Raw genomic sequence first — 21539 nt, 5'->3', positions numbered from 1 at the left:
TTTCTGTACACTCTCTTTTTATGCCGAAATAAGTGAGTAATACATATATTTTCGTGTTCAAAAACCCAACAAAAAATCTATGTTCACAAAAGACCTTGAAATTAAGTTATGGTACACTGTATATGTATATAGGAGGTTTGTATTTTGAAAATAGGTTATGCAAGAGTTTCAACTGGATTACAAAATCTGAATTTACAGGAGGACCGATTAAACGCATATGGTTGTGAAAAGATATTTAGCGACCATATTAGTGGTTCAAAAAGTAAAAGACCTGGATTAGATAAAGCAATTGAATTTGCGAGATCAGGAGATACGATTGTTGTTTGGAGACTCGACAGACTAGGACGTAATATGGAGGATTTAATCACATTAGTTAATGAGCTTAACGAACGAGGTGTAAGTTTCCATAGTTTAGAAGAAAATATAACGATGGATAAATCAAGTTCTACAGGACAATTATTATTTCATTTATTCGCAGCGTTTGCAGAATTTGAACGAAATTTAATTTTAGAACGTTCTTCAGCTGGCCGAATTGCAGCACGTGCTAGAGGACGCTATGGAGGTAGACCCGAAAAATTAAATCAAAAAGATTTAAACTTACTTAAGACACTTTATGATAATGGCACGCCAATTAAGACAATTGCAGAGCAGTGGCAAGTTTCACGTACAACGATTTATCGTTACCTCAATAAATTGGAGGAAAAGGAAGATGAAAAACAAGGAGAAGTATCTAACTAATTTTTCTGAAGCCAAACGTAAAGAAGCTACTCAAAAGTACAATATTATAAAACCTTTTATCTTGGGCAAGCAATCTTTATCAAGCATTTCTAAAAGCAAAGGTATTGCGTTAAGTACACTTTATAGGTGGAATAAATTATATAAGGAACAAGGTCTTACTGGTCTAATTCATAATACAAGAGTTGATAAAGGTGAGCATAAATTAAAACAAAACATAATAGACGAGATTAAACGCCTTGCACTCAAGAATAAAAGAAATAGTATTGCTACGATTCATAGGAAAATCGCTAATTATTGTATAGAGAATAATTTTTATAAACCAAGTTATAAACAAGTTTATAGTATTATTAAAGCAATGCCTAAGTCTGTTATTGATTTCTCTCACCAAGGTGAAAAATACTATCAAAATAAGTACGATTTAATACAAATAAGAGAATCCTCAAGACCCAATGAAATATGGCAAGCCGACCATACTTTGCTAGATATTTATATATTAGATCAAAAAGGTAATATCAATAGACCATGGCTAACCATTATTATGGATGACTATAGTCGTGCAATTGCAGGCTACTTTATAAGTTTTGATGCTCCTAATGCTCAAAACACAGCATTAACACTACACCAAGCAATATGGAATAAGAATAATACCAATTGGCCAGTATGTGGTATACCCGAAAAATTCTACACAGATCACGGGAGTGACTTTACCTCGCACCACATGGAACAAGTCGCTATTGATTTGAAAATTAACTTGATGTTTTCAAAAGTTGGTGTCCCTCGTGGTCGCGGGAAAATAGAACGGTTTTTTCAGACAGTTAACCAAACTTTCTTAGAACAACTTCCTGGATATATAAACAATAATGATACTTCTAGCGATTTAATAGATTTTCAAAATTTCGAAGAAAAATTACGATACTTTTTAATTGAAGATTATAATCAAAAAGAGCACAGTGCTATCCAGAGCACTCCTATCAATCGGTGGAACAGTAATCATTTTTTTCCTAATATGCCAAGCAGTTTAGAACAACTTGATTTATTATTATTAGAAATACCTAAATCTAGAAAAATTCATTCAGATGGTATTCATTTTCAAGGCTTTAGATACAGTAATACAAACCTAACTGCTTATGTAGGTGAGTATGTATTAATTCGTTACAATCCCAATGATATGGCTGAAATACGCGTTTTTTATAGAGATGAATTTCTTTGTACAGCAATATCCCCTGATTTAGCTGATTATTCAATTGATATAAAAGAGATACAACACGCACGTAGTCAGAGAAGAAAACACTTAAAACAAAACATTGCTAGTCCAAGCACCACTGATTTAATTAAGGAAGAAAAAAGTTATGGTTACTCACCTCAAGAAACGACCAAAAACGTCAAAAAATTAAAGAGGTATCGTAATGACTAAAAATCAGAATTTCATTGAAACGAAAGAGTATAAACGATTTGCTGAATTTTGCGATGCTTGTATCAAATATCAATATATTGGGATCTGCTATGGTCAACCTGGTGTCGGAAAAACTTTATCTTCTAGGTATTACACAAATTGGAATACTATTGAAAAGCAAGTTAATCATAGAGGGTGGGAAGATCTAGCTAGTAAAACGACTGATGATATATTATCGGTGAATAAGATATTTTATACTGCACCGGCTGAAAAACAAACAAGATTAAGTAATGATCTATATAGTATTAGTGCAAGTATTGATTTGGGTCAAAAATTACACATCGTAAATAAGTATGGTCATGATCATAGTAAACATTATAGTGATATGTTTAAATATATTGATTTAATTATAGTAGATGAGATTGATCGCCTTAAAGTGCAACATTTAGAGCAATTAAGAGCTATTTATGATGAACATAATTTAGCAATGATATTTATTGGTATGCCAGGTATAGAGAAAAAACTATCTCGTTATCCTCAACTATATTCGCGTATAGGTTTTGCACATGAATTTGATAATCTAAGTAAAGACGAGACGCATCATATATTAGAATATAAGTGGCAAGATTTAGGATTTGATCTAAAACTCGAAGATTTTACTGATTATGAGGCAATAACGACGATTATTAAAATTACAAAAGGGAATTTTAGGCTGATTCATCGTTTATTTGCGCAGATAGATAGAATTATGGATATAAATGGCTTAGATAAAATCAGTACAGAAGTTGTAGAAACAGCTAGAGATAGTTTAGTCATAGGTATTCGTTAATAGAAAAAGCAATGTACTTTAATATAGGACATTGCTTTTCTCATTTACTAGGTAAAATCATTCTCATATATCAAGTAAAGTAACATGTAGCGCATAATCATCCGTCAGGAGATGTCTTAACCATAGTATAATAAATAATAGTAGTTAAAGTAGTTTAAGAGGAGATATTAAAGGGATATTTTACTTTAAATAAAAATTAACAAGGTTTATAATTTGTAGTAGTTAAAGTATTTAAAGAGGTGGGAACATGTGAAGGTTCAAAGGATAGAAGTGGAGAATAAGCCGTATCCATTGTATTTATTACTAGATAAAGAATACCAGCTAATAGAACCAGTAATGAAATTTATTAAATACTTAGATAATACTGGTAAGTCTCCTAATACCATTAAGGCATACTGCTATCATTTAAAGTTGCTGTACGAGTTCATGGAACAGAGAGGTGTTATTCTTAATGATATTAACTTTGAGTTGTTAGCAGACTTCGTAGGTTGGTTGAGATATCCTTCAGCATCAAATGTAATTGATCTTCAGTCAAAAAAAGCCATAAGAGAAGAAACGACAGTGAATACAATTTTAAATGTAGTTATGAGTTTTCTTGATTATTTAAGTAGATTAGGAGAATTTAAATCAATTGATGTATTTAAACAAGCAAAGGGAAGAAATTTCAAAGGATTTTTACATCATGTTAATAAGGGTAGATACCAAAAGAATGTCTTAAAGTTAAGGGTTAAAAAGAAACAGATAAGAACATTGAGATCAAAGGAAGTTAAGCAAATTATTGATGCTTGTCATACGAAAAGAGATAAATTAATTTTAATGCTTATGTATGAGGGTGGTTTAAGAATCGGTGAAGTGTTATCGCTTAGGCTTGAAGATATTGTCACTTGGGACAATCAAATCCATTTAACACCTAGAGATGTTAATGTTAATGAAGCTTATATTAAATTAAGGAAGGAAAGAACAATACATGTGAGTAAAGAACTTATGTCACTTTATACAGATTACTTGATATATGAGTATAGTGAGGAATTGGAGCATGATTATGTTTTTATTTCCTTAAAAGAAGGCTATTTTGGGAAACCACTAAAGTACCAAAGTGTTCTTGATCTAGTTAGAAGAATAGTTAAAAGGACTGGAATAGAATTTACATCACATATGCTTCGCCACACTCACGCAACGCAGCTAATTAGGGAAGGATGGGATGTTGCGTTCGTTCAAAAGAGATTAGGTCACGCACATGTTCAGACAACGTTAAATACCTATGTTCATCTTTCAGATCAGGATATGAAAAATGAGTTTAATAAATACCTCGAGAGAAAGGAGCATAAGAAATGAATGCTTCTAGTAAAAGGAAAATTATTAGTCAGAGTGAGATTAGCAAAAAAATAGCTGTAATGAATGAAGAAATGCAGGGGTTTTGGGCTAATAATAGTTGGGATATAAGAAAATGTCCACATCCTTCTGCCATAGAATTAAGTAAGAATCCTGCTTTAAGGAATCGTTGGGTTCGTTTTGAACGTGTTAAAAATCTGTGGTTAAGAACAGAATTGAAATATTTTTATTTTTACCATTTAAACAATGGAATATGGAATGCAAAAACTGTCTGGATTAGAAAAGGAACAGTAATTAATAAAATGTTAGATTTCTTAGATTTAAAGTATCCTAGCATTACTTCAATTACTGAAGTTCCTATTGAAAAAGCAATGACGGAGTATAGAACTTATTTGACAAAACGGGGTGTTAGAATTACCACTACTAATTATAAGATTACTGCTAATCAAGAAAAAACACCTGTAAAAGCTAATTCCTACTATGTTACTAATCTAAAACAATTTATGGAGTTTTATGAGAACTTTTATTTTGATGGAGAGGAGTGGGATAAAGACGTTTGGGATAGACGTAACTTACCTTTGCCAGATGATAAGGTTAACCCAACACAATATGAATATACAATTAACTTTAAAGGGTTTCGGAATACATATTTTAAACAACTTGTAAAAAGATATTGTAAGTTGAGATTGAACGTGGATAGCTTTTCCTATGTAAGTGATATTGCCCAAAGACTTAAAGAGTTCTTTAATTTTCTGGACATGAAATTTAAACAAGTTCAGAGAGTACACCAATTAACGAGAGTGGAAATTGAAGCATATTTAAGTGAACTAAACATGATGGGAATAAAACCTAGTACAATAACTGGGAGGATCTCTATATTGGAAGGACTATTTAGTACCCTTCTTAGGCTAGAATGGGATGATGTTCCTTCCAAAATATTAATTTATTCTGAGGACTATCCGAAAATACCAAGAGCAAAACCACGCTTTATAGATGAATTCGTCCTAGAGCAATTGAACAGTCATCTTGATAAATTACCCGAATATATAGCTACGATGACTATGATTGTTCAAGAATGTGGAATGAGGATAAGTGAATTGTGCACCTTGAAAAAAGGCTGTCTATTAGAGGACAAAGATGGAGATTTCTTTTTAAAGTATTATCAATGGAAAATGAAAAAGGAGCATATAGTTCCAATATCTAAAGAGGTAGCTTTACTTATTAAAGTTCGGGAAGATAAAGTTTCAGAGGAATTTCCAGATAGTGAATACCTCTTTCCAAGAAAAGATGGATCGCCATTAAAACAAGAAACATTTAGAGGTGAGTTAAATAAATTAGCTTATGAGCAAAATATAGTGGATAAATCAGGTGAGATTTATAGATTCCATGCCCATGCCTTTCGCCATACAGTAGGAACAAGAATGATTAACAACGGGATGCCCCAGCATATTGTGCAGAAATTTTTGGGGCATGAAAGCCCAGAAATGACAAGCAGATACGCTCATATCTTTGATGAAACTCTAAAAAATGAATTTACTAAATTTCAGGAAAAACTGGTTACCAATAATGGAGATGTGCTTGATCTAGATGAAGATAATGAAGTCGATGATGTAGAGCTTCAATGGTTCAAGAAAAATATAAATGCACAAGTGCTTCCAAATGGTTATTGTAGATTGCCAGTAGTAGCAGGTGGTTGTCCACATGCGAATGCATGCTTAGATTGCACTCACTTCTGTACCAGTAAGCAATTCTTACCACAGCACGAAGAACAGTTAGAGCGTACAGAAGAGTTATTAGCCATAGCTAAGGATAAACAATGGCAAAGACAAGTAGAGACTAATAGCCGTGTTAAAGAGCGTTTAGAACAAATCATTGGAAGTTTGACGGGGTAATTATCAATGGATAAACAAGTTAGAAATACAACAGAAATTGTACGTTTGGCGAAGCAGAAATCAAAAAAGACAAGGGAAAAAGTAGACAAAGCGATTTCTAAATTTTCGATTGAAGGTAAAGTTATTAATTTTAATTCAATAGCAAAGGAAGCTAATGTTTCTAAATCATGGCTTTATAAGGAACACGATATTAGGCAAAGAATCGAATCCCTTCGTGAGCGTCAAATAACAGCAAATGTAGTCTCAAAACCCAAGAAAAGTTCTCGTTCGGAGGAAATCCTTATTAAAACCTTAAAAAGAAGAGTAATGGAATTAGAAAAAGAAAATAAAAAATTACAGAACCAAATTCAAAAATTATATGGAGATCTGTATAATAAAGAATAATTATTAATCTGTAGACAAATTGTGAAAGGATGTACTTAAACGCTAACGGTCAGCTTTATTGAACAGTAATTTAAGTATATGTCCAATCTAGGGTAAGTAAATTGAGTATCAATATAAACTTTATATGAACATAATCAACGAGGTGAAATCATGAGCAATTTGATTAACGGAAAAATACCAAATCAAGCGATTCAAACATTAAAAATCGTAAAAGATTTATTTGGAAGTTCAATAGTTGGAGTATATCTATTTGGTTCAGCAGTAAATGGTGGTTTACGCATTAACAGCGATGTAGATGTTCTAGTCGTCGTGAATCATAGTTTACCTCAATTAACTCGAAAAAAACTAACAGAAAGACTAATGACTATATCAGGAAAGATTGGAAATACGGATTCTGTTAGACCACTTGAAGTTACGGTTATAAATAGGAGTGAAGTTGTCCCTTGGCAATATCCTCCAAAAAGAGAATTTATATACGGTGAGTGGCTCAGGGGTGAATTTGAGAATGGACAAATTCAGGAACCAAGCTATGATCCTGATTTGGCTATTGTTTTAGCACAAGCAAGAAAGAATAGTATTTCTCTATTTGGTCCTGATTCTTCAAGTATACTTGTCTCCGTACCTTTGACAGATATTCGAAGAGCAATTAAGGATTCTTTGCCAGAACTAATTGAGGGGATAAAAGGTGATGAGCGTAATGTAATTTTAACCCTAGCTCGAATGTGGCAAACAGTGACTACTGGTGAAATTACCTCGAAAGATGTCGCTGCAGAATGGGCTATACCTCTTTTACCTAAAGAGCATGTAACTTTACTGGATATAGCTAGAAAAGGCTATCGGGGAGAGTGTGATGATAAGTGGGAAGGACTATATTCAAAGGTGAAAGCACTCGTTAAGTATATGAAAAATTCTATAGAAACTTCTCTCAATTAGGCTAATTTTATTGCAATAACAGGTGCTTACTTTTAAAACTACTGATTTATTGATAAATATTGAACAATTTTTGGGAAGAATAAAGCGTCCTCTTGTGAAATTAGAGAACGCTTTATTACTTTAATTTAGTGAAACAATTTGTAACTATTGAAAATAGAAAGAAATTGTTCCTTCGATAGTTTATTAATATTAGTGACATTTGCATGCTTCAAAGCCTGTCGGAATTGGTTTTTAGTGAAAAGAACACGATATTCACGGTTTACCCACTTATAAACAAAAGATCGATACTTTTTGTAGTCCTTCTTTGAAATCAATGGTTGATGTCGTTCAAGAACAATCAATACAGAGTCTACACTTGGCTTAGGATGAAAATATAGTGGTGGTACTTTTTTGAGCATTTTTATATCCATCTCCACCATTAATAGTAAACCCAAAGCTCGTTGCAGATTTTGCAATCTTTTCGCAAATCCCTTCTCAACGATAAGATAGCTATATTTAGCCTGACTTTCAAAGGTAATTCTTTTGACAATATCCGTACTGATGTTATAAGGAATATTACCATATATCTTATAGTTTATATGTTTTGGGAAGGAAAATTTTAGAATATCCGTTTGAATCACTTTTATATTCTCAGAGGGGTTTACCGCTTCTTTAGTCACTTGACATAAGCCTCCATCAATTTCTATAGCAGTAACTGATCGACTCATTTTGACTAGCTCTTTGGTAAAATGTCCTTTTCCTGATCCGATTTCTATTACGTTGTCTTGTTTACTGATATTCGTGTGATTCAATATTTCTTTTACATGCTTTTTAGAAGTAATAAAATTTTGCGTGTCTTTAGGGTTTTTCTGGTTCATTATAATCTTCTCCTTACTGGTTATAATGAACTGACATTAAGCGTTCATTATAACCAATTAATTTTGATTTGAATGAGATAAAGTAATTTCTACTACTGCGATACTGGTGCACATAATTGAAACCTCCTTATGTAACTGAATATGATTGTATCATCTTTTCATTTTAGAATAAACCTTTATATGTAATTTTGCACTTGACACTTCAGATGGACGTTTTCTTCAAAATAATATGTTTTGAAACTTGATAAGAGAAGCCACTGTCTTTACTAAAAAGTAAAGGCTGCGATAAAGGACAGTGACTTTAATAAAGTTGCACTGTTGTATTGTCTTTGGATAAAATTGTCTAAAGGGAAGTTTTATCCCCAACGAAAAAACATCTAAAGTGGTAAGTAATGAAAGAATGTCGATAAAGTAGGAATGGGGGATCTTTTTGAATACAATAGAATCACAGTTTGATAAGGTTGCAGAAGATTACGATTTCGTGAATGAGCTTTTGAATGATTATTCATTCTTTGTGTCTAATATGTCTCCAAAGAAAGGCAGAGCATTAGATATCGGATGTGGCTCGGGTTTGTTAGTGGAGAAATTAGCAAGTTATTATGATGAAGTGGTAGGGATTGATATTTCTAATCAAATGCTCGATCTTGCCAAATCTAAACGTCAACTAACAAATACGGTCTATCTGAATATGAATGCAGAACAACTTAATTTTAATGAGAAGTTTGATTTTATTGTAAGCCGAACAACCTTTCATCATTTGGATGATATAGCCAGCGTAATACAGCAAATGAAGGAACTGTTGAATGAGGAAGGAAGAATAGTTATTCTTGATAATGTATCTGAAGTCGAGACACCGCCTACCTATGTTTATAAATTAGGGGCAATCCAAGAGTTTTTACCGCATTGTTTCAAATTTGGAATAAAAAATGCGATTAGAATTTATAATCACAACACATCTAAATCATGGCTTGAGCATTTAGCTTCAGATAAGTACCTATCTGAACAAAATTATTACGATTTATATGAAAAGTTGTTGCCTGGATGCCAATTCCATAAAATGGGTTGGGCAATGGGGGTTGTCTGGACAAAATAACTTAAAGCTGTGGCTTTGAAAAGTTGAATTTGTGATTGTTTTCAGAGCTATCGGGTGCTTTAGTATAAATAACAATGAATAAAAAATCAGCCTGTATCTTATGTTACTATTAAGTAATTTAAGATACAGGTTTTACTATTTTTGAAATAAGTACCTTCCACTTCAAATACATGTATTCAAAGTGAAAGTATTGATTTAAATGATTCTTTTGTAATTTACTCTTGATAAGATACTACACCATCCAAGGCCGATATGTTAACGACGGAACGATTAATGCAGTGCGGTAAAACAATGGGGATCGAGTTATTGGATCATATTATTATCGGAAATGAAACCTTTACCTCCATTTTGAGTGAAATAGAATAAAATGCCTTACTTCAAATTGTACTTTTAAAAAAAGACGTTCGAATCAAGGCATTGTTTTAAGTATAAAGCTATATATTTAAATAGTTTATAATCCATAGTACTAATTTATATACTAGAAATAACACTAGGAGCGCAAGACCTAGTCTTATCAAAAAGCCGATGATGGATAGACTTACTCTAAAAATTAACACCACCAACAATATAATTAGAAATAAATATAACAAATTCAATAATACCACTCCCTATTAAGTATTTTACTATGATATAGTCTAATATGCATCAAACTTTAGTCTATTCTCTTTCATCCTTAAGAATGATGTGAAGGATTACTAAAACGTATATACTATGTTTAGTAAATTTGTAATAAAGGAAGGCTCATTTTGAAAAAGCTTTTTAACATATTTATTATATTATTATTTGTTCTGGTCATTTGTTATATTGCTTTAAATTATGTACCAGCATTTAAACAACAAGATTGGAATCCATTTAAAGATGAACGTGCAGAACAATTATTTGATGAAGAAGGCTATAAGATACCAGGGAATGGTCGAGGCTATATAGTTGAAGATAACGACTTATTTAGAAACATCCCCAAAATGCAAGCGAGAAATATCTTTTCTTGGGTGGATAAGTATGAATTTATGCAGGTAAACGAGCTATCAAGAATGGGATATGATCAAGAATACCTAATAGCTGAACAAAACTCTCAATTTATTTTATATCATTTTGGTGATGAAGAGATGAGAGTTTATACGACTGAACATGATATGTATTTTGATTTAAATCAGCTGGGCCATTCGATTAAATTATTTCCTATTGAGGCTTATGCTGAGGGTGAAGACTAAAACGTCTTCCTTGTTTTTTTCAAATCGATACGTTAGTCTAATACATGTAATTTTCAATAAAGGGTGATATAAATGTCTGAACAAGATAAAGAACAACAAAACAATGAACAATTAAAAGCTCAAAATTTATTCGCTAAATGGCGTAAACATGAAACTTTATATAAAGAAGATGAAAAAGATCAAGAAGCGCAATCTTCAAATGAGAACGAATCAAAATAACCAAACGGTAATAAGGGAATTTAAAATATGAGCTTATGAAGCTTCTTTATTAGCTTGTAGTAAGCAGTCCCTAGTTCAAGAGAGAATAACTCTATTGAACCCATGTTTAGACAATTTGAGAAAATGATATAAATAAATAGTGATATATCGGAGAACCTTATAAGCCCAATGTCAATTGTTAGGATTAAGACTTTATTTGTCACGTTAGTCTTAATCCTTTTTGTTACCACTTTATAAATTACAAAGAGTAATATAAAATAATGTACTATAGACAAATACATATAATATGAGGTGTTGAGGTTGTCCAATTTTTTTAGAAACAACAAATTAGTCGTGTTGTTTTGTTCAATTATTATATTTATTGCGTTGATTGGCTTATCAATGAGGTCAAATTCACAGTCTGTACCTGAGCAATACGTAAGTGATACAGTCAGTTTTGGGCAGCGTATTTTTTCATATCCAGTCCAATTTGTTTCAGGTTCAATAAACCAATTATTTAATAAAGATGAGACACCCTCCAATAAAGAAAAACAATTAGAAGCGGAAAATAATCGATTAAAATCAGAAAATGAAAGTCTAAAAAAAGAACTCGATATGACAGATATTTCGAAATATGATCCTGTTTCTGCAGCTGTTATTGCTCGTCAACCTGACCAATGGATTGACACATTAGTATTGGATAAAGGGAAAAAAGATGGTTTAGAAGAAAATATGGCTGTAATGACTGCTGATGGTATCATCGGTCGTATAGCAAAAGTAAATCAATTTTCTTCACAAGTTAATTTGATTACTACAGAAGGTCGCGCTAATCGACTATCGGTAAATATTCAACATGATTCAAATGAAGTGTTTGGTTTAATAGACCATTATGATGAAAAGAAAGATCAATTAGTCATCAGCGATATTAACAATAAAGATTCAATTTCTAAAGGAGACAAAGTAGAAACAAGCGGTTTAGGAGATCAATTACCAAAAGGCTTATATGTTGGGGAAGTTGAAGAAGTAAAAAATGATCAGTATGGCTTATCTAAGCAGGTTGCTATTAAAATGGGGGCTCAAATGAATAATTTATCCCATGTCTATGTAGCGAAATCTTCAAATGACAACAATCAAGGTGACGCATCATGAGAATGATTTATTACTTCTTACTATCTTTATTGTGTTTTTATTTGGATACAATTTTGGCAATGATTTCTCCACTTAAAATCGGTGCCATATCATTGATTTTTGTCCCGCAATTAACATTATTATTTTTACTTTTTGTAACGATTTATAAAAATGCCGGTGTTGCTTTAATTTTAGGTATTTTTACTGGCTTATTACATGATATTTATTTTGGTGAAGTATATGGCGTATACGTATTTGGATACATTTTGTTTATTGTTTTAACAGATAAGTTTTTAAAGGTATTTTATAGAGATGACACAATGATTTTTGTCTCATTTTTAATCATAACAGTTTTAATGGATATGTATTTGTTAATCATATACTTCATTTTGGGCCTCGTTAAAGTAGAATTTCTATCGTTTATAGTGTTTAGAATTTTACCATCAGGATTCTTGAATTTTATTTTACTGTTAATTATTTTCTTGATCGTCGAACGTGTTAGAAATAGAAGAAATTCTATTGACATGTATTAATAGCAATGGTATGATGCAGTAGTTGAGTAGTTCATAGCTACATACAACCGCTCAAATATAGGTTTTTAAGTACGAATGTCACCTATATATGGCGTGACTTAATTATAGGAGGTGCAAAGTATGTTTGCTATTATTGAAACAGGTGGAAAACAAATCAAAGTTGAAGAAGGTCAAGAAATCTTCGTTGAAAAATTAAACGTTAATGAAGGTGACACTTTCACTTTTGATAAAGTTTTATTTGTAGGTGGAGATTCAGTTAAAGTTGGTGCGCCAACTGTTGACGGTGCAACTGTTACAGCAACTGTTAACAAACAAGGACGTGGCAAAAAATTAACTGTATTCACATACCGTCGTCGTAAAGACTCAAAACGTAAAAAAGGCCACCGTCAACCATACACTAAATTAACTATCGACAAAATCAATGCATAATTATGATTAATGTTGAAATTAGTTTAAATGACGAAGGTCAAGTTACTGACGTAATCATGACAGGTCATGCTGATTATTCAGAACATGGACAAGATATTGTTTGTGCTGGAGCTTCTGCAGTGCTATTTGGAAGTGTCAATGCTATAATGGGTTTAACTTCTGAAAAACCTGATATTGATTACGAAGATGATGGTGGATACTTCCACGTAAGAACAGTGGATGCATCTAATGAACAAGCACAATTAATTTTACAAGCAATGATCGTTTCTCTACAAACGATTGAAGAAGAATATAGTGAATATATCAAATTAAATCTTAAGTGAGGTGTAACTCATGTTAAAATTAAACTTACAATTTTTCGCATCTAAGAAAGGGGTAAGTTCTACAAAAAACGGACGTGACTCTGAATCTAAACGTTTAGGTGCTAAACGTGCTGACGGTCAATACGTTACTGGTGGTTCTATCCTTTTCCGCCAACGTGGTACTAAAATTTACCCAGGTGAAAACGTAGGTCGTGGTGGCGATGATACTTTATTCGCTAAAATCGACGGCGTTGTTAAATTTGAACGCAAAGGTCGCGACAAAAAACAAGTATCTGTATACGCAGTTGCTGAATAATTTGTCTCATTCAAACACCAGAAGTTGGCTTCTGGTGTTTATTTTTTTAATAAAATTTAAGTATATTCTTTTGTATTTAGGTATCTCTACTTATAAAATTTAAAAAATTGATTAAACCAAGATAACCGTTGAAGGGGCAATAAAAAATTTATAAATAGAAAAAAAGAGGTGAAATGATGTTTGTTGATCAAGTCAAAATATATTTGAAAGCTGGCGATGGTGGTAATGGTATCACTGCATATCGTAGAGAGAAGTACGTGCCGTTTGGTGGACCAGCTGGTGGCGATGGTGGTAAAGGTGCTTCTGTAGTCTTTGAAGTAGATGAAGGGCTAAGAACACTTATGGATTTTCGTTACCAACGTCAATTTAAAGCTAAAAAAGGTGAAAAAGGTCAAAGTAGTAATATGCATGGTAAAAATGCTGAAGATTTGGTATTAAAAGTACCACCTGGTACAACGATTAAATCATCAGAAACTGATCAAATACTAGGAGATTTAGTTGAACATGGTCAACGCGCTACCGTAGCAAAAGGAGGCCGCGGAGGCCGTGGTAATTCAAGATTTGCGACACCTAAAAATCCAGCACCTGATTTTAGTGAAAACGGTGAACCTGGAGAAGAAATTGAAGTCGTATTAGAATTGAAATTATTGGCTGATGTTGGTTTAGTAGGTTTTCCAAGTGTCGGAAAATCAACATTATTATCAATCGTTTCAAAAGCGAAGCCTAAAATTGGTGCTTACCATTTTACGACGATTCAACCTAATTTAGGGGTGGTTTCTACACCTGATCATCGTAGTTTTGTTATGGCAGACTTACCAGGACTCATTGAAGGAGCATCAGATGGTGTTGGATTAGGTCATCAATTTTTACGCCATGTAGAACGTACGAAGGTGATTGTTCACGTCATAGATATGAGTGGGATGGAAGGTAGAGACCCATATGAAGATTATTTAACAATTAATAAAGAGCTTAGAGCCTACAAAAAAAGATTAGAAGATCGCCCACAAATTGTAGTAGCTAACAAAATGGATATGCCTGAAGCACAAGAACATTTAGAGCAATTTAAATCCAAAGTAGATTCAAATATCACTATCATACCAATTTCTTCTTTTACACGTGAAAATATTGACCAGTTATTATATAACATTGCAGATACACTTGAAACAGTGAAAGACGAAGATTTCAGTATGGAAGATAAAGTGGGCGTTAACCGCGTTGTTTATAAACATACGCCTTCTCAAGATCAATTTAATATTACGCGTGATGATGATGGCGCATATGTCGTAAGCGGTAACGCCATTGAACGTATGTTTAAAATGACTGATTTTAATAGTGATCCAGCTGTTAGACGTTTTGCTCGTCAAATGAGATCAATGGGGATAGACGATGCATTGCGTGAAAAAGGTGCGGAAAATGGCGATATTGTAAGAATTTTAGGTGGAGAATTTGAATTCGTAGAGTAAACTAGGGGGATAATCGTGGTATGGAACATCAATTTTACCTTATTCGTGAAGATGTTTTACCTTATATTGTTCAGAGAGTATTGAAAGTGAAGTCAACTTTAAAGGACAACCACTCAATGACCATTCAAGAAGCTGTAGATTTACATGATTGTTCTAGAAGTGCGTTTTATAAATATAGAGATACCATTTTTTCATTAGATGAGATTAAACAAAATACAAACGAATTTACGATTATACTGTATGTCAATGATCGGGTAGGTATTTTAGCACGTATTTTAGAAAGAATCTCTGAACTTAAATTGTCTGTATTAACGATTCATCAAAGTGTACCAGTGGATGAGCGAGCTTCGATAACGCTATCATTAAATGCAACTAATACGAAGCTAAATGTCTATGAAATTATAAATATTTTAAGACAAATGAAAAATGTCTATAATGTTGATATCATAGGAATGAATATGTAAGGAGGTCAAGTGGATGTATGCTTATATTTTCGGTAAAATTACCGACTTAACACCCACACACATAGTGGTAGAAACAGCGTCGGGTGTAGGGTATGAAATTCATACACCTAACTCGTATCGTTTTCAAAAATATTTCAATCAAGAAACTAAAGTGCATACAACACTAATAGTAAGAGAAGACGCTCAATTATTATATGGATTTTTGGATGAAGAGGAAAAGTCACTATTTTTAAATCTCATTAAAGTAACGGGAATAGGTCCTAAATCAGCGTTAGCTATTTTAGCTGCAAGTGCACCGAATGATGTCAAAATTGCCATTGAAAATGAAAATGATGCTTATTTGACACAATTTCCAGGCATTGGTAAGAAAACTGCTCGTCAAATCGTTTTAGATTTAAAAGGAAAAGTCACAATTACTGAAGAAAATGAATCAACTTTAATGCAAATGACAAACGCTGAAAATAATGACATACAAGAAGAAGCTATTTTAGCATTAGATGCACTTGGTTATTCTAAGCGAGAATTAAATAAAGTGGAAAAATTAATGAAAGAAGCGTCATTTGATAATGTCGATGATGCCGTTAAATTTGGATTAAAACAACTCATTAAATAATTTCAGGAGTGGTCATATGAATGAAGATCGTATGGTAGATGGTCATGAACAAACTCAGGATGAAACATTTGAATTATCATTACGTCCAGAGTATTTACGTCAATATATTGGTCAACCTTCAATCAAATCAAATTTAGAGGTTTTTATTGAAGCTGCTAAGTTAAGAGAAGAACCTTTAGATCATGTATTGTTATTTGGGCCTCCTGGATTAGGTAAAACAACTTTATCACATATTATCGCTAATGAAATGGAAGTCAACATGCGAACTGTTTCTGGTCCATCAATTGAACGGCCAGGTGATTTAGCAGCTATTTTAACCGGTTTACAACCTGGAGATGTTTTATTTATCGATGAAATTCATCGTTTAAGTAGTGTTGTTGAAGAAGTGCTCTATCCTGCAATGGAAGATTTTTTCTTAGATATTATCGTAGGAAAAGGTGAAGAAGCACGAAGTATACGTATTGACTTGCCACCTTTTACTCTAGTAGGTGCCACAACACGTGCTGGTAGTTTGACCAGTCCTTTAAGAGATCGATTTGGCGTGCATTTACGGTTAGAATATTATAGCGAAGAAGACTTGAAACGCATTATTATGCGTACTTCTGAAGTGTTAGGGACTAATATTGATGAAGAAAGTGCTTTTGAAATCGCGAAAAGAAGTCGTGGGACACCTCGAATTGCTAACCGACTATTAAAACGTGTGAGAGATTTTCAACAAGTTAAACAGGATGATCAAATTTATATTGAGACAACAAAACATGCGCTTCAATTGTTACAAGTCGATGATAAAGGGTTAGATTATATTGATCATAAAATGATGGAATGTATTATAGAACAATACAATGGTGGCCCAGTTGGTTTAGATACTATAGCTGTATCAATAGGAGAAGAACGTATTACAATTGAAGATGTCTATGAACCTTTTTTAATTCAAAAAGGTTTTTTAGAGCGTACGCCAAGAGGTAGAAAAGCAACAGCCTATGCGTATGAACATTTCAATTATCCTAAAGCGTGAGGAGATTTCATTTTGAATATTGAAGAATTTGATTATGAGTTACCTGAATCATTAATAGCTCAAACACCGTTAAAGCAAAGAGATACGAGTCGTTTGTTATATATGAATCGCAAAACAGGAGAAACTCAAGATTTACATTTTAAAGATATTATCGACTTTTTTAATGCAGGAGACACACTAGTCTTAAATGACACAAAAGTCATGCCTGCGCGACTATTTGGTGTTAAAGAAGAAACGAATGCTAAAGTTGAAATGTTAATGCTAACTCAAATTGAAGGTGACGATTGGGAAGTATTATTAAAACCAGCAAAGCGTATTAAAGAAGGTCAAACGTTAAGTTTTGGTGAAGGGAAAATCAAGGCAACTTGTATTAAAACGCTTGATCAAGGTGGACGTATTATGAGGTTAAGCTATGAAGGCATATTACAAGAGCGATTAGATGAATTAGGTGAGATGCCTTTACCACCTTATATCAAGGAACGTTTAACTGAAAAAGATAGATATCAAACAGTCTATGCTAAAGAGACTGGTTCTGCTGCAGCACCCACTGCAGGATTGCATTTTACAGACGCACTTTTATCTCAAATTCGTCAAAAAGGGGTTAATATTACCTTTATTACCTTGCATGTTGGTTTAGGTACGTTTAGACCAGTGAGCGTGCAAGATATAGATGATCATGAAATGCATAGTGAGTATTATCAGATGTCTGAAGAAACAGCTGCATTGCTTCGTGAGACAAGAGAAAAAGGCCATCGAGTTATCTCTGTAGGAACGACCTCAACTAGAACATTAGAAACGATTTATAGAGATTATAATGATTATTGTGAAGCAAGTGGTTGGACGGATGTATTTATCTATCCTGGATTTGAATTTAAAGCAATAGATGGTTTAATTACGAACTTCCATTTACCAAAATCTACACTCGTTATGCTTGTGTCTGCTTTTAGTTCAAAGCAATTTGTGCTTAGTGCATATCGACATGCTGTAGAACAACAGTATCGCTTCTTTAGTTTTGGAGATGCAATGATTATTATTTAAAGAGAAGGAGCTTTTTAAATGCCAGCCGTAACATATGAACATATTAAAACTTGTAAACAATCAGGTGCGAGATTAGGGATTGTTCACACGCCGCACGGTTCTTTTGAAACACCGATGTTTATGCCTGTGGGTACGAAAGCTACAGTTAAAACAATGAGTCCAGAAGAATTAAAAGCGATGAATACTAAAATTTTATTAGGGAATACATATCATTTATGGTTACAACCGGGTAATGATATTGTAAAACAAGCAGGCAGCCTACATCGTTTTATGAATTGGGATGGACCAATTTTAACAGACTCTGGTGGTTTTCAAGTATTTAGTTTAAGTAATCTACGTAAAATTACAGAAGAAGGTGTAGAGTTTAGACATCATACGAATGGTTCTAAATTGTTTATGTCACCTGAAGATTCGATTAAAATACAAAACGATTTAGGTTCGGATATTATAATGGCGTTTGATGAATGTCCGCCAATGCCAGCAGAATATAAATATGTGAGAGAATCGATCGAACGTACAACTAGATGGGCAGAGCGTTGTTTAAAAGCCCACCAACGTCCAGAGGATCAAGCGTTATTTGGCATCATTCAAGGCGGTGAATATCCGGAGCTACGTAAGCAATCGGCAAAATCTTTAGTTAAACTCGATTTTCCAGGCTATGCAATCGGTGGGCTTTCTGTTGGCGAGCCTAAACCTGTAATGTATGATATGGTAAAGTATACAGAGCAGTTTATGCCTAAAGATAAACCACGTTATTTAATGGGAGTCGGTTCACCAGATGCCTTAATTGAATGCAGTATTTTAGGTATGGATATGTTTGACTGTGTCCTTCCTACTCGTATTGCACGAAATGGAACTTGTATGACATCAAAAGGTCGTTTGGTTGTTAAAAATGCACAATATAAAGATGACTTTAGACCTCTTGATGAGGATTGTGATTGTTATACGTGTCGAAACTATACGCGTGCCTATCTTCGTCATTTAATTAAAGCAGATGAAACTTTTGGTATTCGACTTACGACTTATCATAACTTGCATTTTCTGCTAAAATTAATGGAGGATATACGACAAGCCATCAAAGAAGATCGTCTTTTAGATTTTAAAGAAGCATTTTATGAACAGTATGGCTTAAATGTTGAAAATCCCAAAAATTTCTAGTTAGGAGTATTATATTATGGCTACATTAGTTAGTTTAATACCATTGATTCTTTTGTTCGTCGTAATGTGGTTCTTCATGATTCGACCACAACAAAAACGTGCTAAAGAACATCGTCAAATGGTAGCAGAATTAAGAGCTGGTCAACGTGTAACGTCAATTGGCGGTATCAAAGGTACTGTCCGTGCAGTAGACGAAACAACTGCTGTAGTTACAATTGATGGTAAGGGCAATGAATTAACGTTTGAAAAGCAAGCAATCAAACAAGTAGACCCGTCTTAAAGCAAAGTGATATAGAAAAAAGATATGGGTTTCCCATATCTTTTTTTATTTATAGTGCGCCCGGCATGGGTAACATCTTGACGGTGAAAGTCCGTTACAGGCTTGGTAGTAGGAACTGTTAGCGAAGGACAAGGGTGTCCACTGCGAAGTGGAATCTGAAGGAAGTCGGACGCAAACACTCGCACTGACGAACAGAAACATCATACTAAGGCTATGTAGAATGGATGAATCTGCTATACAAGATAAAGTCCTATACTACCCGAGTTCTATATAGTAAATGATGTGGTGACATGAGTGGAAAGAGGTTACACCTTACCCGGGGAGGTCTCATAAGCGATTCGTAGAATCGTAGTAACAACGAATTATGAGAAATCAGCAGAAGTCATAGTAGGTATAAACATATCGAAGGACTGAACAATATTAAATACAAAGTAAAGAATGGAGGTTATAGATTTACGGTGTGCAGAAAACGGTTTATACCGGCAACTTATAGAAAGATAAGTAGTGGAACGAAAAAAGGATATATAAGTGTGTACAGTAAATCTTAGGTGAAATGAAAGAAATGTATCGTGAGTCTCCATCTTTGATGGAACTTGTTGTAAGACCAAACAACATTGAAAAAGCAATTAAGAAAGTGAGAAAGAACAAAGGTGCACCTGGAATTGATGGTATGAGTGTTAGTGACTTGAATAGGCACTTCTCGCAGTACTTTCCTCAAATTCGAAAGAAACTGCTTGATGGTACATACAAACCACAAGCAGTAAGGAAAGTTGAAATCCCAAAATCAAATGGGAAAAAACGAGTGTTGGGTATTCCTGTCGCAAGAGATAGAGTTATCCAACAAGCCATTAAACAAGTCATTGAACCTAAAATTGACCGTACATTTTCAAATCACAGTCATGGTTTCAGACCAAATCGTAGTACAGGTACTGCATTGAAGCAATGTGCATTATACTATGAAGAAGGTTATTCAGTCGCAGTCGACTGCGACTTAAAACAATGTTTTGATATGTTAAATCATGACAAGTTAATGTATCTATTTGAGCGTCATATCCAGGATAAAACTATTTCTAAGTTCATTCGTAGAAGTCTACAAGTTGGTGCCATTGACCTCAATGGTAACTACAAGAATAAAGAAATCGGTGCACCGCAAGGTGGCGTTATATCGCCGCTATTATGTAACATCTATCTGCATGAATTAGATAAAGAACTGGAAAAACGTGGACATCGTTTTATTCGCTACGCTGATGACTTCGTCATCTTTGTGCGTTCAAAACGAGCAGGCCAACGTGTTATGGAGAGTGTGACAAAATTCATCGAAAAGGATCTTAAACTTATTGTAAATAAGGAAAAGAGCAAGGTAGGTGCAGTCACACGTTTAAAGTTCTTGAGTTGTCTAATGACCAAAGTAAATGGCATTTATCGTTTCAGACCGACTATGGAAGCAAAAAGAAGTTTAAAACGCTCCTTAAGACGCCTAACGAAACGAAATAGATCAGGTACCTTCAGACAGATTATAACAGAAATCAATCAAGTGACTCGAGGGTGGATAAATTATTTTGGTAGAGGGTTTATTAAAGGCTTTTTAACAAAAGTACAATCATGGCTAAACCGTCGTATTAGACAACTGATTCTTAAAAGATGGAAGAAAACGAAAACAAAATACAAAATGTTACGTAAATATGGACTTGACCATGATAGCGCAATGAGAGTTTCACAATCACGTAAGAAGTATTGGCGACTCTCAAGTGTAAAAGAAGTCCATCGTGCGCTTACAACAAAACAACTCTACGAGTGGGGACTAATACCTTTAGTCCACCTCGCAGAGCTGGCTTACGCAAGATATTGAACCGCCGTGTACGGAACCGTACGCACGGTGGTGTGAGAGGACGAATAACCAAATAATGGTTATTCTCCTACTCGATTACAAAATAGCTTGC

At 33.7% G+C, this 21539-nt stretch carries 24 protein-coding genes, 1 pseudogene and 1 other annotated feature; of the genes and pseudogenes, 24 read left to right on the top strand and 1 reads right to left on the bottom strand.

Annotated elements, in window-relative coordinates; translation table 11 throughout:
• The first annotated feature begins 144 nt into the window (after nucleotides 1-144).
• From ACEE93_RS05245 to ACEE93_RS05215, 7 genes are all read left to right on the top strand, one after another.
• Nucleotides 145-738, top strand: coding sequence for a recombinase family protein (locus ACEE93_RS05245; RefSeq protein ID WP_000690628.1), 594 nt, complete (start codon nucleotides 145-147; stop codon nucleotides 736-738).
• Entirely contained in the window at nucleotides 710-2152 is a 1443-nt protein-coding gene (locus ACEE93_RS05240; protein WP_000790705.1) for a Mu transposase C-terminal domain-containing protein, read from the top strand. Before ACEE93_RS05245 ends, ACEE93_RS05240 begins: the two co-directional genes overlap by 29 nt.
• A complete protein-coding gene (locus ACEE93_RS05235) occupies nucleotides 2145-2960 on the top strand; it encodes an AAA family ATPase (RefSeq protein ID WP_000164963.1) in 816 nt (271 codons plus the stop codon). The genes ACEE93_RS05240 and ACEE93_RS05235 overlap by 8 nt, the downstream gene beginning before the upstream one ends.
• A 249-nt stretch (nucleotides 2961-3209) precedes the next feature.
• Nucleotides 3210-4295: a tyrosine-type recombinase/integrase gene (locus ACEE93_RS05230; protein WP_000868132.1), complete on the top strand. Its 1086-nt coding sequence runs from the start codon at nucleotides 3210-3212 to the stop codon at nucleotides 4293-4295.
• Nucleotides 4292-6184 carry a site-specific integrase gene (locus ACEE93_RS05225; protein WP_001557544.1) on the top strand — a complete coding sequence of 631 codons (1893 nt, stop codon included), beginning with the start codon at nucleotides 4292-4294 and terminating at the stop codon, nucleotides 6182-6184. Before ACEE93_RS05230 ends, ACEE93_RS05225 begins: the two co-directional genes overlap by 4 nt.
• A 6-nt stretch (nucleotides 6185-6190) precedes the next feature.
• Nucleotides 6191-6568 carry a DUF6262 family protein gene (locus tag ACEE93_RS05220; RefSeq protein ID WP_000361059.1) on the top strand — a complete coding sequence of 126 codons (378 nt, stop codon included), beginning with the start codon at nucleotides 6191-6193 and terminating at the stop codon, nucleotides 6566-6568.
• Between the two features lie 150 nt (nucleotides 6569-6718).
• Complete coding sequence (locus tag ACEE93_RS05215) at nucleotides 6719-7501, top strand: aminoglycoside nucleotidyltransferase ANT(9)-Ia (protein WP_000067268.1); 783 nt, start codon at nucleotides 6719-6721, stop codon at nucleotides 7499-7501.
• 125 nt (nucleotides 7502-7626) lie between these two features.
• Here ACEE93_RS05215 and erm(A) read toward each other — a convergent pair whose 3' ends face one another.
• A complete protein-coding gene (gene erm(A), locus ACEE93_RS05210) occupies nucleotides 7627-8358 on the bottom strand; it encodes a 23S rRNA (adenine(2058)-N(6))-methyltransferase Erm(A) (protein ID WP_001072201.1) in 732 nt (243 codons plus the stop codon).
• Nucleotides 8359-8788: 430 nt separating this feature from the next.
• On the opposite strand from erm(A), the gene ACEE93_RS05205 reads away from it, so the two are divergent.
• The 17 genes and pseudogenes from ACEE93_RS05205 (at nucleotide 8789) to ltrA (ending at nucleotide 21448) form a co-directional block, all read left to right on the top strand.
• Entirely contained in the window at nucleotides 8789-9451 is a 663-nt protein-coding gene (locus ACEE93_RS05205; RefSeq protein WP_001092058.1) for a class I SAM-dependent methyltransferase, read from the top strand.
• 240 nt (nucleotides 9452-9691) lie between these two features.
• Nucleotides 9692-9817: pseudogene (locus ACEE93_RS05200) on the top strand (JAB domain-containing protein); the annotation flags it as partial.
• A 380-nt stretch (nucleotides 9818-10197) separates the two neighbouring features.
• Nucleotides 10198-10662, top strand: a complete 465-nt coding sequence (locus ACEE93_RS05195) for a DUF4930 family protein (protein WP_449155669.1) — start codon at nucleotides 10198-10200, stop codon at nucleotides 10660-10662.
• A gap of 72 nt (nucleotides 10663-10734) precedes the next feature.
• Nucleotides 10735-10881 (top strand): hypothetical protein, encoded by a 147-nt coding sequence (locus tag ACEE93_RS05190; RefSeq protein ID WP_449155668.1) that lies wholly within the window; start codon nucleotides 10735-10737, stop codon nucleotides 10879-10881.
• 300 nt (nucleotides 10882-11181) lie between these two features.
• Nucleotides 11182-12009, top strand: a complete 828-nt coding sequence (gene mreC, locus ACEE93_RS05185) for a rod shape-determining protein MreC (protein WP_449155667.1) — start codon at nucleotides 11182-11184, stop codon at nucleotides 12007-12009.
• Nucleotides 12006-12521: a rod shape-determining protein MreD gene (mreD, locus tag ACEE93_RS05180; protein ID WP_449155666.1), complete on the top strand. Its 516-nt coding sequence runs from the start codon at nucleotides 12006-12008 to the stop codon at nucleotides 12519-12521. Before mreC ends, mreD begins: the two co-directional genes overlap by 4 nt.
• A gap of 35 nt (nucleotides 12522-12556) precedes the next feature.
• Nucleotides 12557-12630, top strand: a sequence feature (ribosomal protein L21 leader region).
• Between the two features lie 11 nt (nucleotides 12631-12641).
• Nucleotides 12642-12950 (top strand): 50S ribosomal protein L21, encoded by a 309-nt coding sequence (gene rplU / locus ACEE93_RS05175; protein ID WP_449155665.1) that lies wholly within the window; start codon nucleotides 12642-12644, stop codon nucleotides 12948-12950.
• 2 nt (nucleotides 12951-12952) lie between these two features.
• Complete coding sequence (locus tag ACEE93_RS05170; RefSeq protein WP_449155664.1) at nucleotides 12953-13273, top strand: ribosomal-processing cysteine protease Prp; 321 nt, start codon at nucleotides 12953-12955, stop codon at nucleotides 13271-13273.
• A 10-nt stretch (nucleotides 13274-13283) separates the two neighbouring features.
• The gene (gene rpmA, locus ACEE93_RS05165) at nucleotides 13284-13568 is read left to right on the top strand and encodes a 50S ribosomal protein L27 (protein WP_037574233.1); all 285 of its coding nucleotides are present in this window, start codon (nucleotides 13284-13286) and stop codon (nucleotides 13566-13568) included.
• 176 nt (nucleotides 13569-13744) lie between these two features.
• Complete coding sequence (obgE, locus tag ACEE93_RS05160) at nucleotides 13745-15031, top strand: GTPase ObgE (RefSeq protein WP_449155663.1); 1287 nt, start codon at nucleotides 13745-13747, stop codon at nucleotides 15029-15031.
• A 20-nt stretch (nucleotides 15032-15051) separates the two neighbouring features.
• The gene (locus ACEE93_RS05155; protein WP_449155662.1) at nucleotides 15052-15495 is read left to right on the top strand and encodes an ACT domain-containing protein; all 444 of its coding nucleotides are present in this window, start codon (nucleotides 15052-15054) and stop codon (nucleotides 15493-15495) included.
• Nucleotides 15496-15508: 13 nt separating this feature from the next.
• Complete coding sequence (ruvA, locus tag ACEE93_RS05150; RefSeq protein ID WP_449155661.1) at nucleotides 15509-16108, top strand: Holliday junction branch migration protein RuvA; 600 nt, start codon at nucleotides 15509-15511, stop codon at nucleotides 16106-16108.
• Nucleotides 16109-16124: 16 nt separating this feature from the next.
• Entirely contained in the window at nucleotides 16125-17123 is a 999-nt protein-coding gene (ruvB, locus tag ACEE93_RS05145; protein ID WP_449156433.1) for a Holliday junction branch migration DNA helicase RuvB, read from the top strand.
• A gap of 12 nt (nucleotides 17124-17135) precedes the next feature.
• Complete coding sequence (queA, locus tag ACEE93_RS05140) at nucleotides 17136-18161, top strand: tRNA preQ1(34) S-adenosylmethionine ribosyltransferase-isomerase QueA (RefSeq protein WP_449155659.1); 1026 nt, start codon at nucleotides 17136-17138, stop codon at nucleotides 18159-18161.
• Nucleotides 18162-18179: 18 nt separating this feature from the next.
• Nucleotides 18180-19319, top strand: a complete 1140-nt coding sequence (gene tgt, locus ACEE93_RS05135) for a tRNA guanosine(34) transglycosylase Tgt (RefSeq protein ID WP_449155658.1) — start codon at nucleotides 18180-18182, stop codon at nucleotides 19317-19319.
• Between the two features lie 16 nt (nucleotides 19320-19335).
• Nucleotides 19336-19599 (top strand): preprotein translocase subunit YajC, encoded by a 264-nt coding sequence (yajC, locus tag ACEE93_RS05130; RefSeq protein ID WP_449155657.1) that lies wholly within the window; start codon nucleotides 19336-19338, stop codon nucleotides 19597-19599.
• Nucleotides 19600-20161: 562 nt separating this feature from the next.
• Nucleotides 20162-21448: a group II intron reverse transcriptase/maturase gene (gene ltrA / locus ACEE93_RS05125; protein ID WP_449156575.1), complete on the top strand. Its 1287-nt coding sequence runs from the start codon at nucleotides 20162-20164 to the stop codon at nucleotides 21446-21448.
• Nucleotides 21449-21539 lie beyond the last annotated feature (91 nt).

The sequence above is a fragment of the Staphylococcus sp. 11262D007BW genome (assembly GCF_053547815.1).
This window is presented reverse-complemented; position numbering and strand designations above follow the sequence as displayed.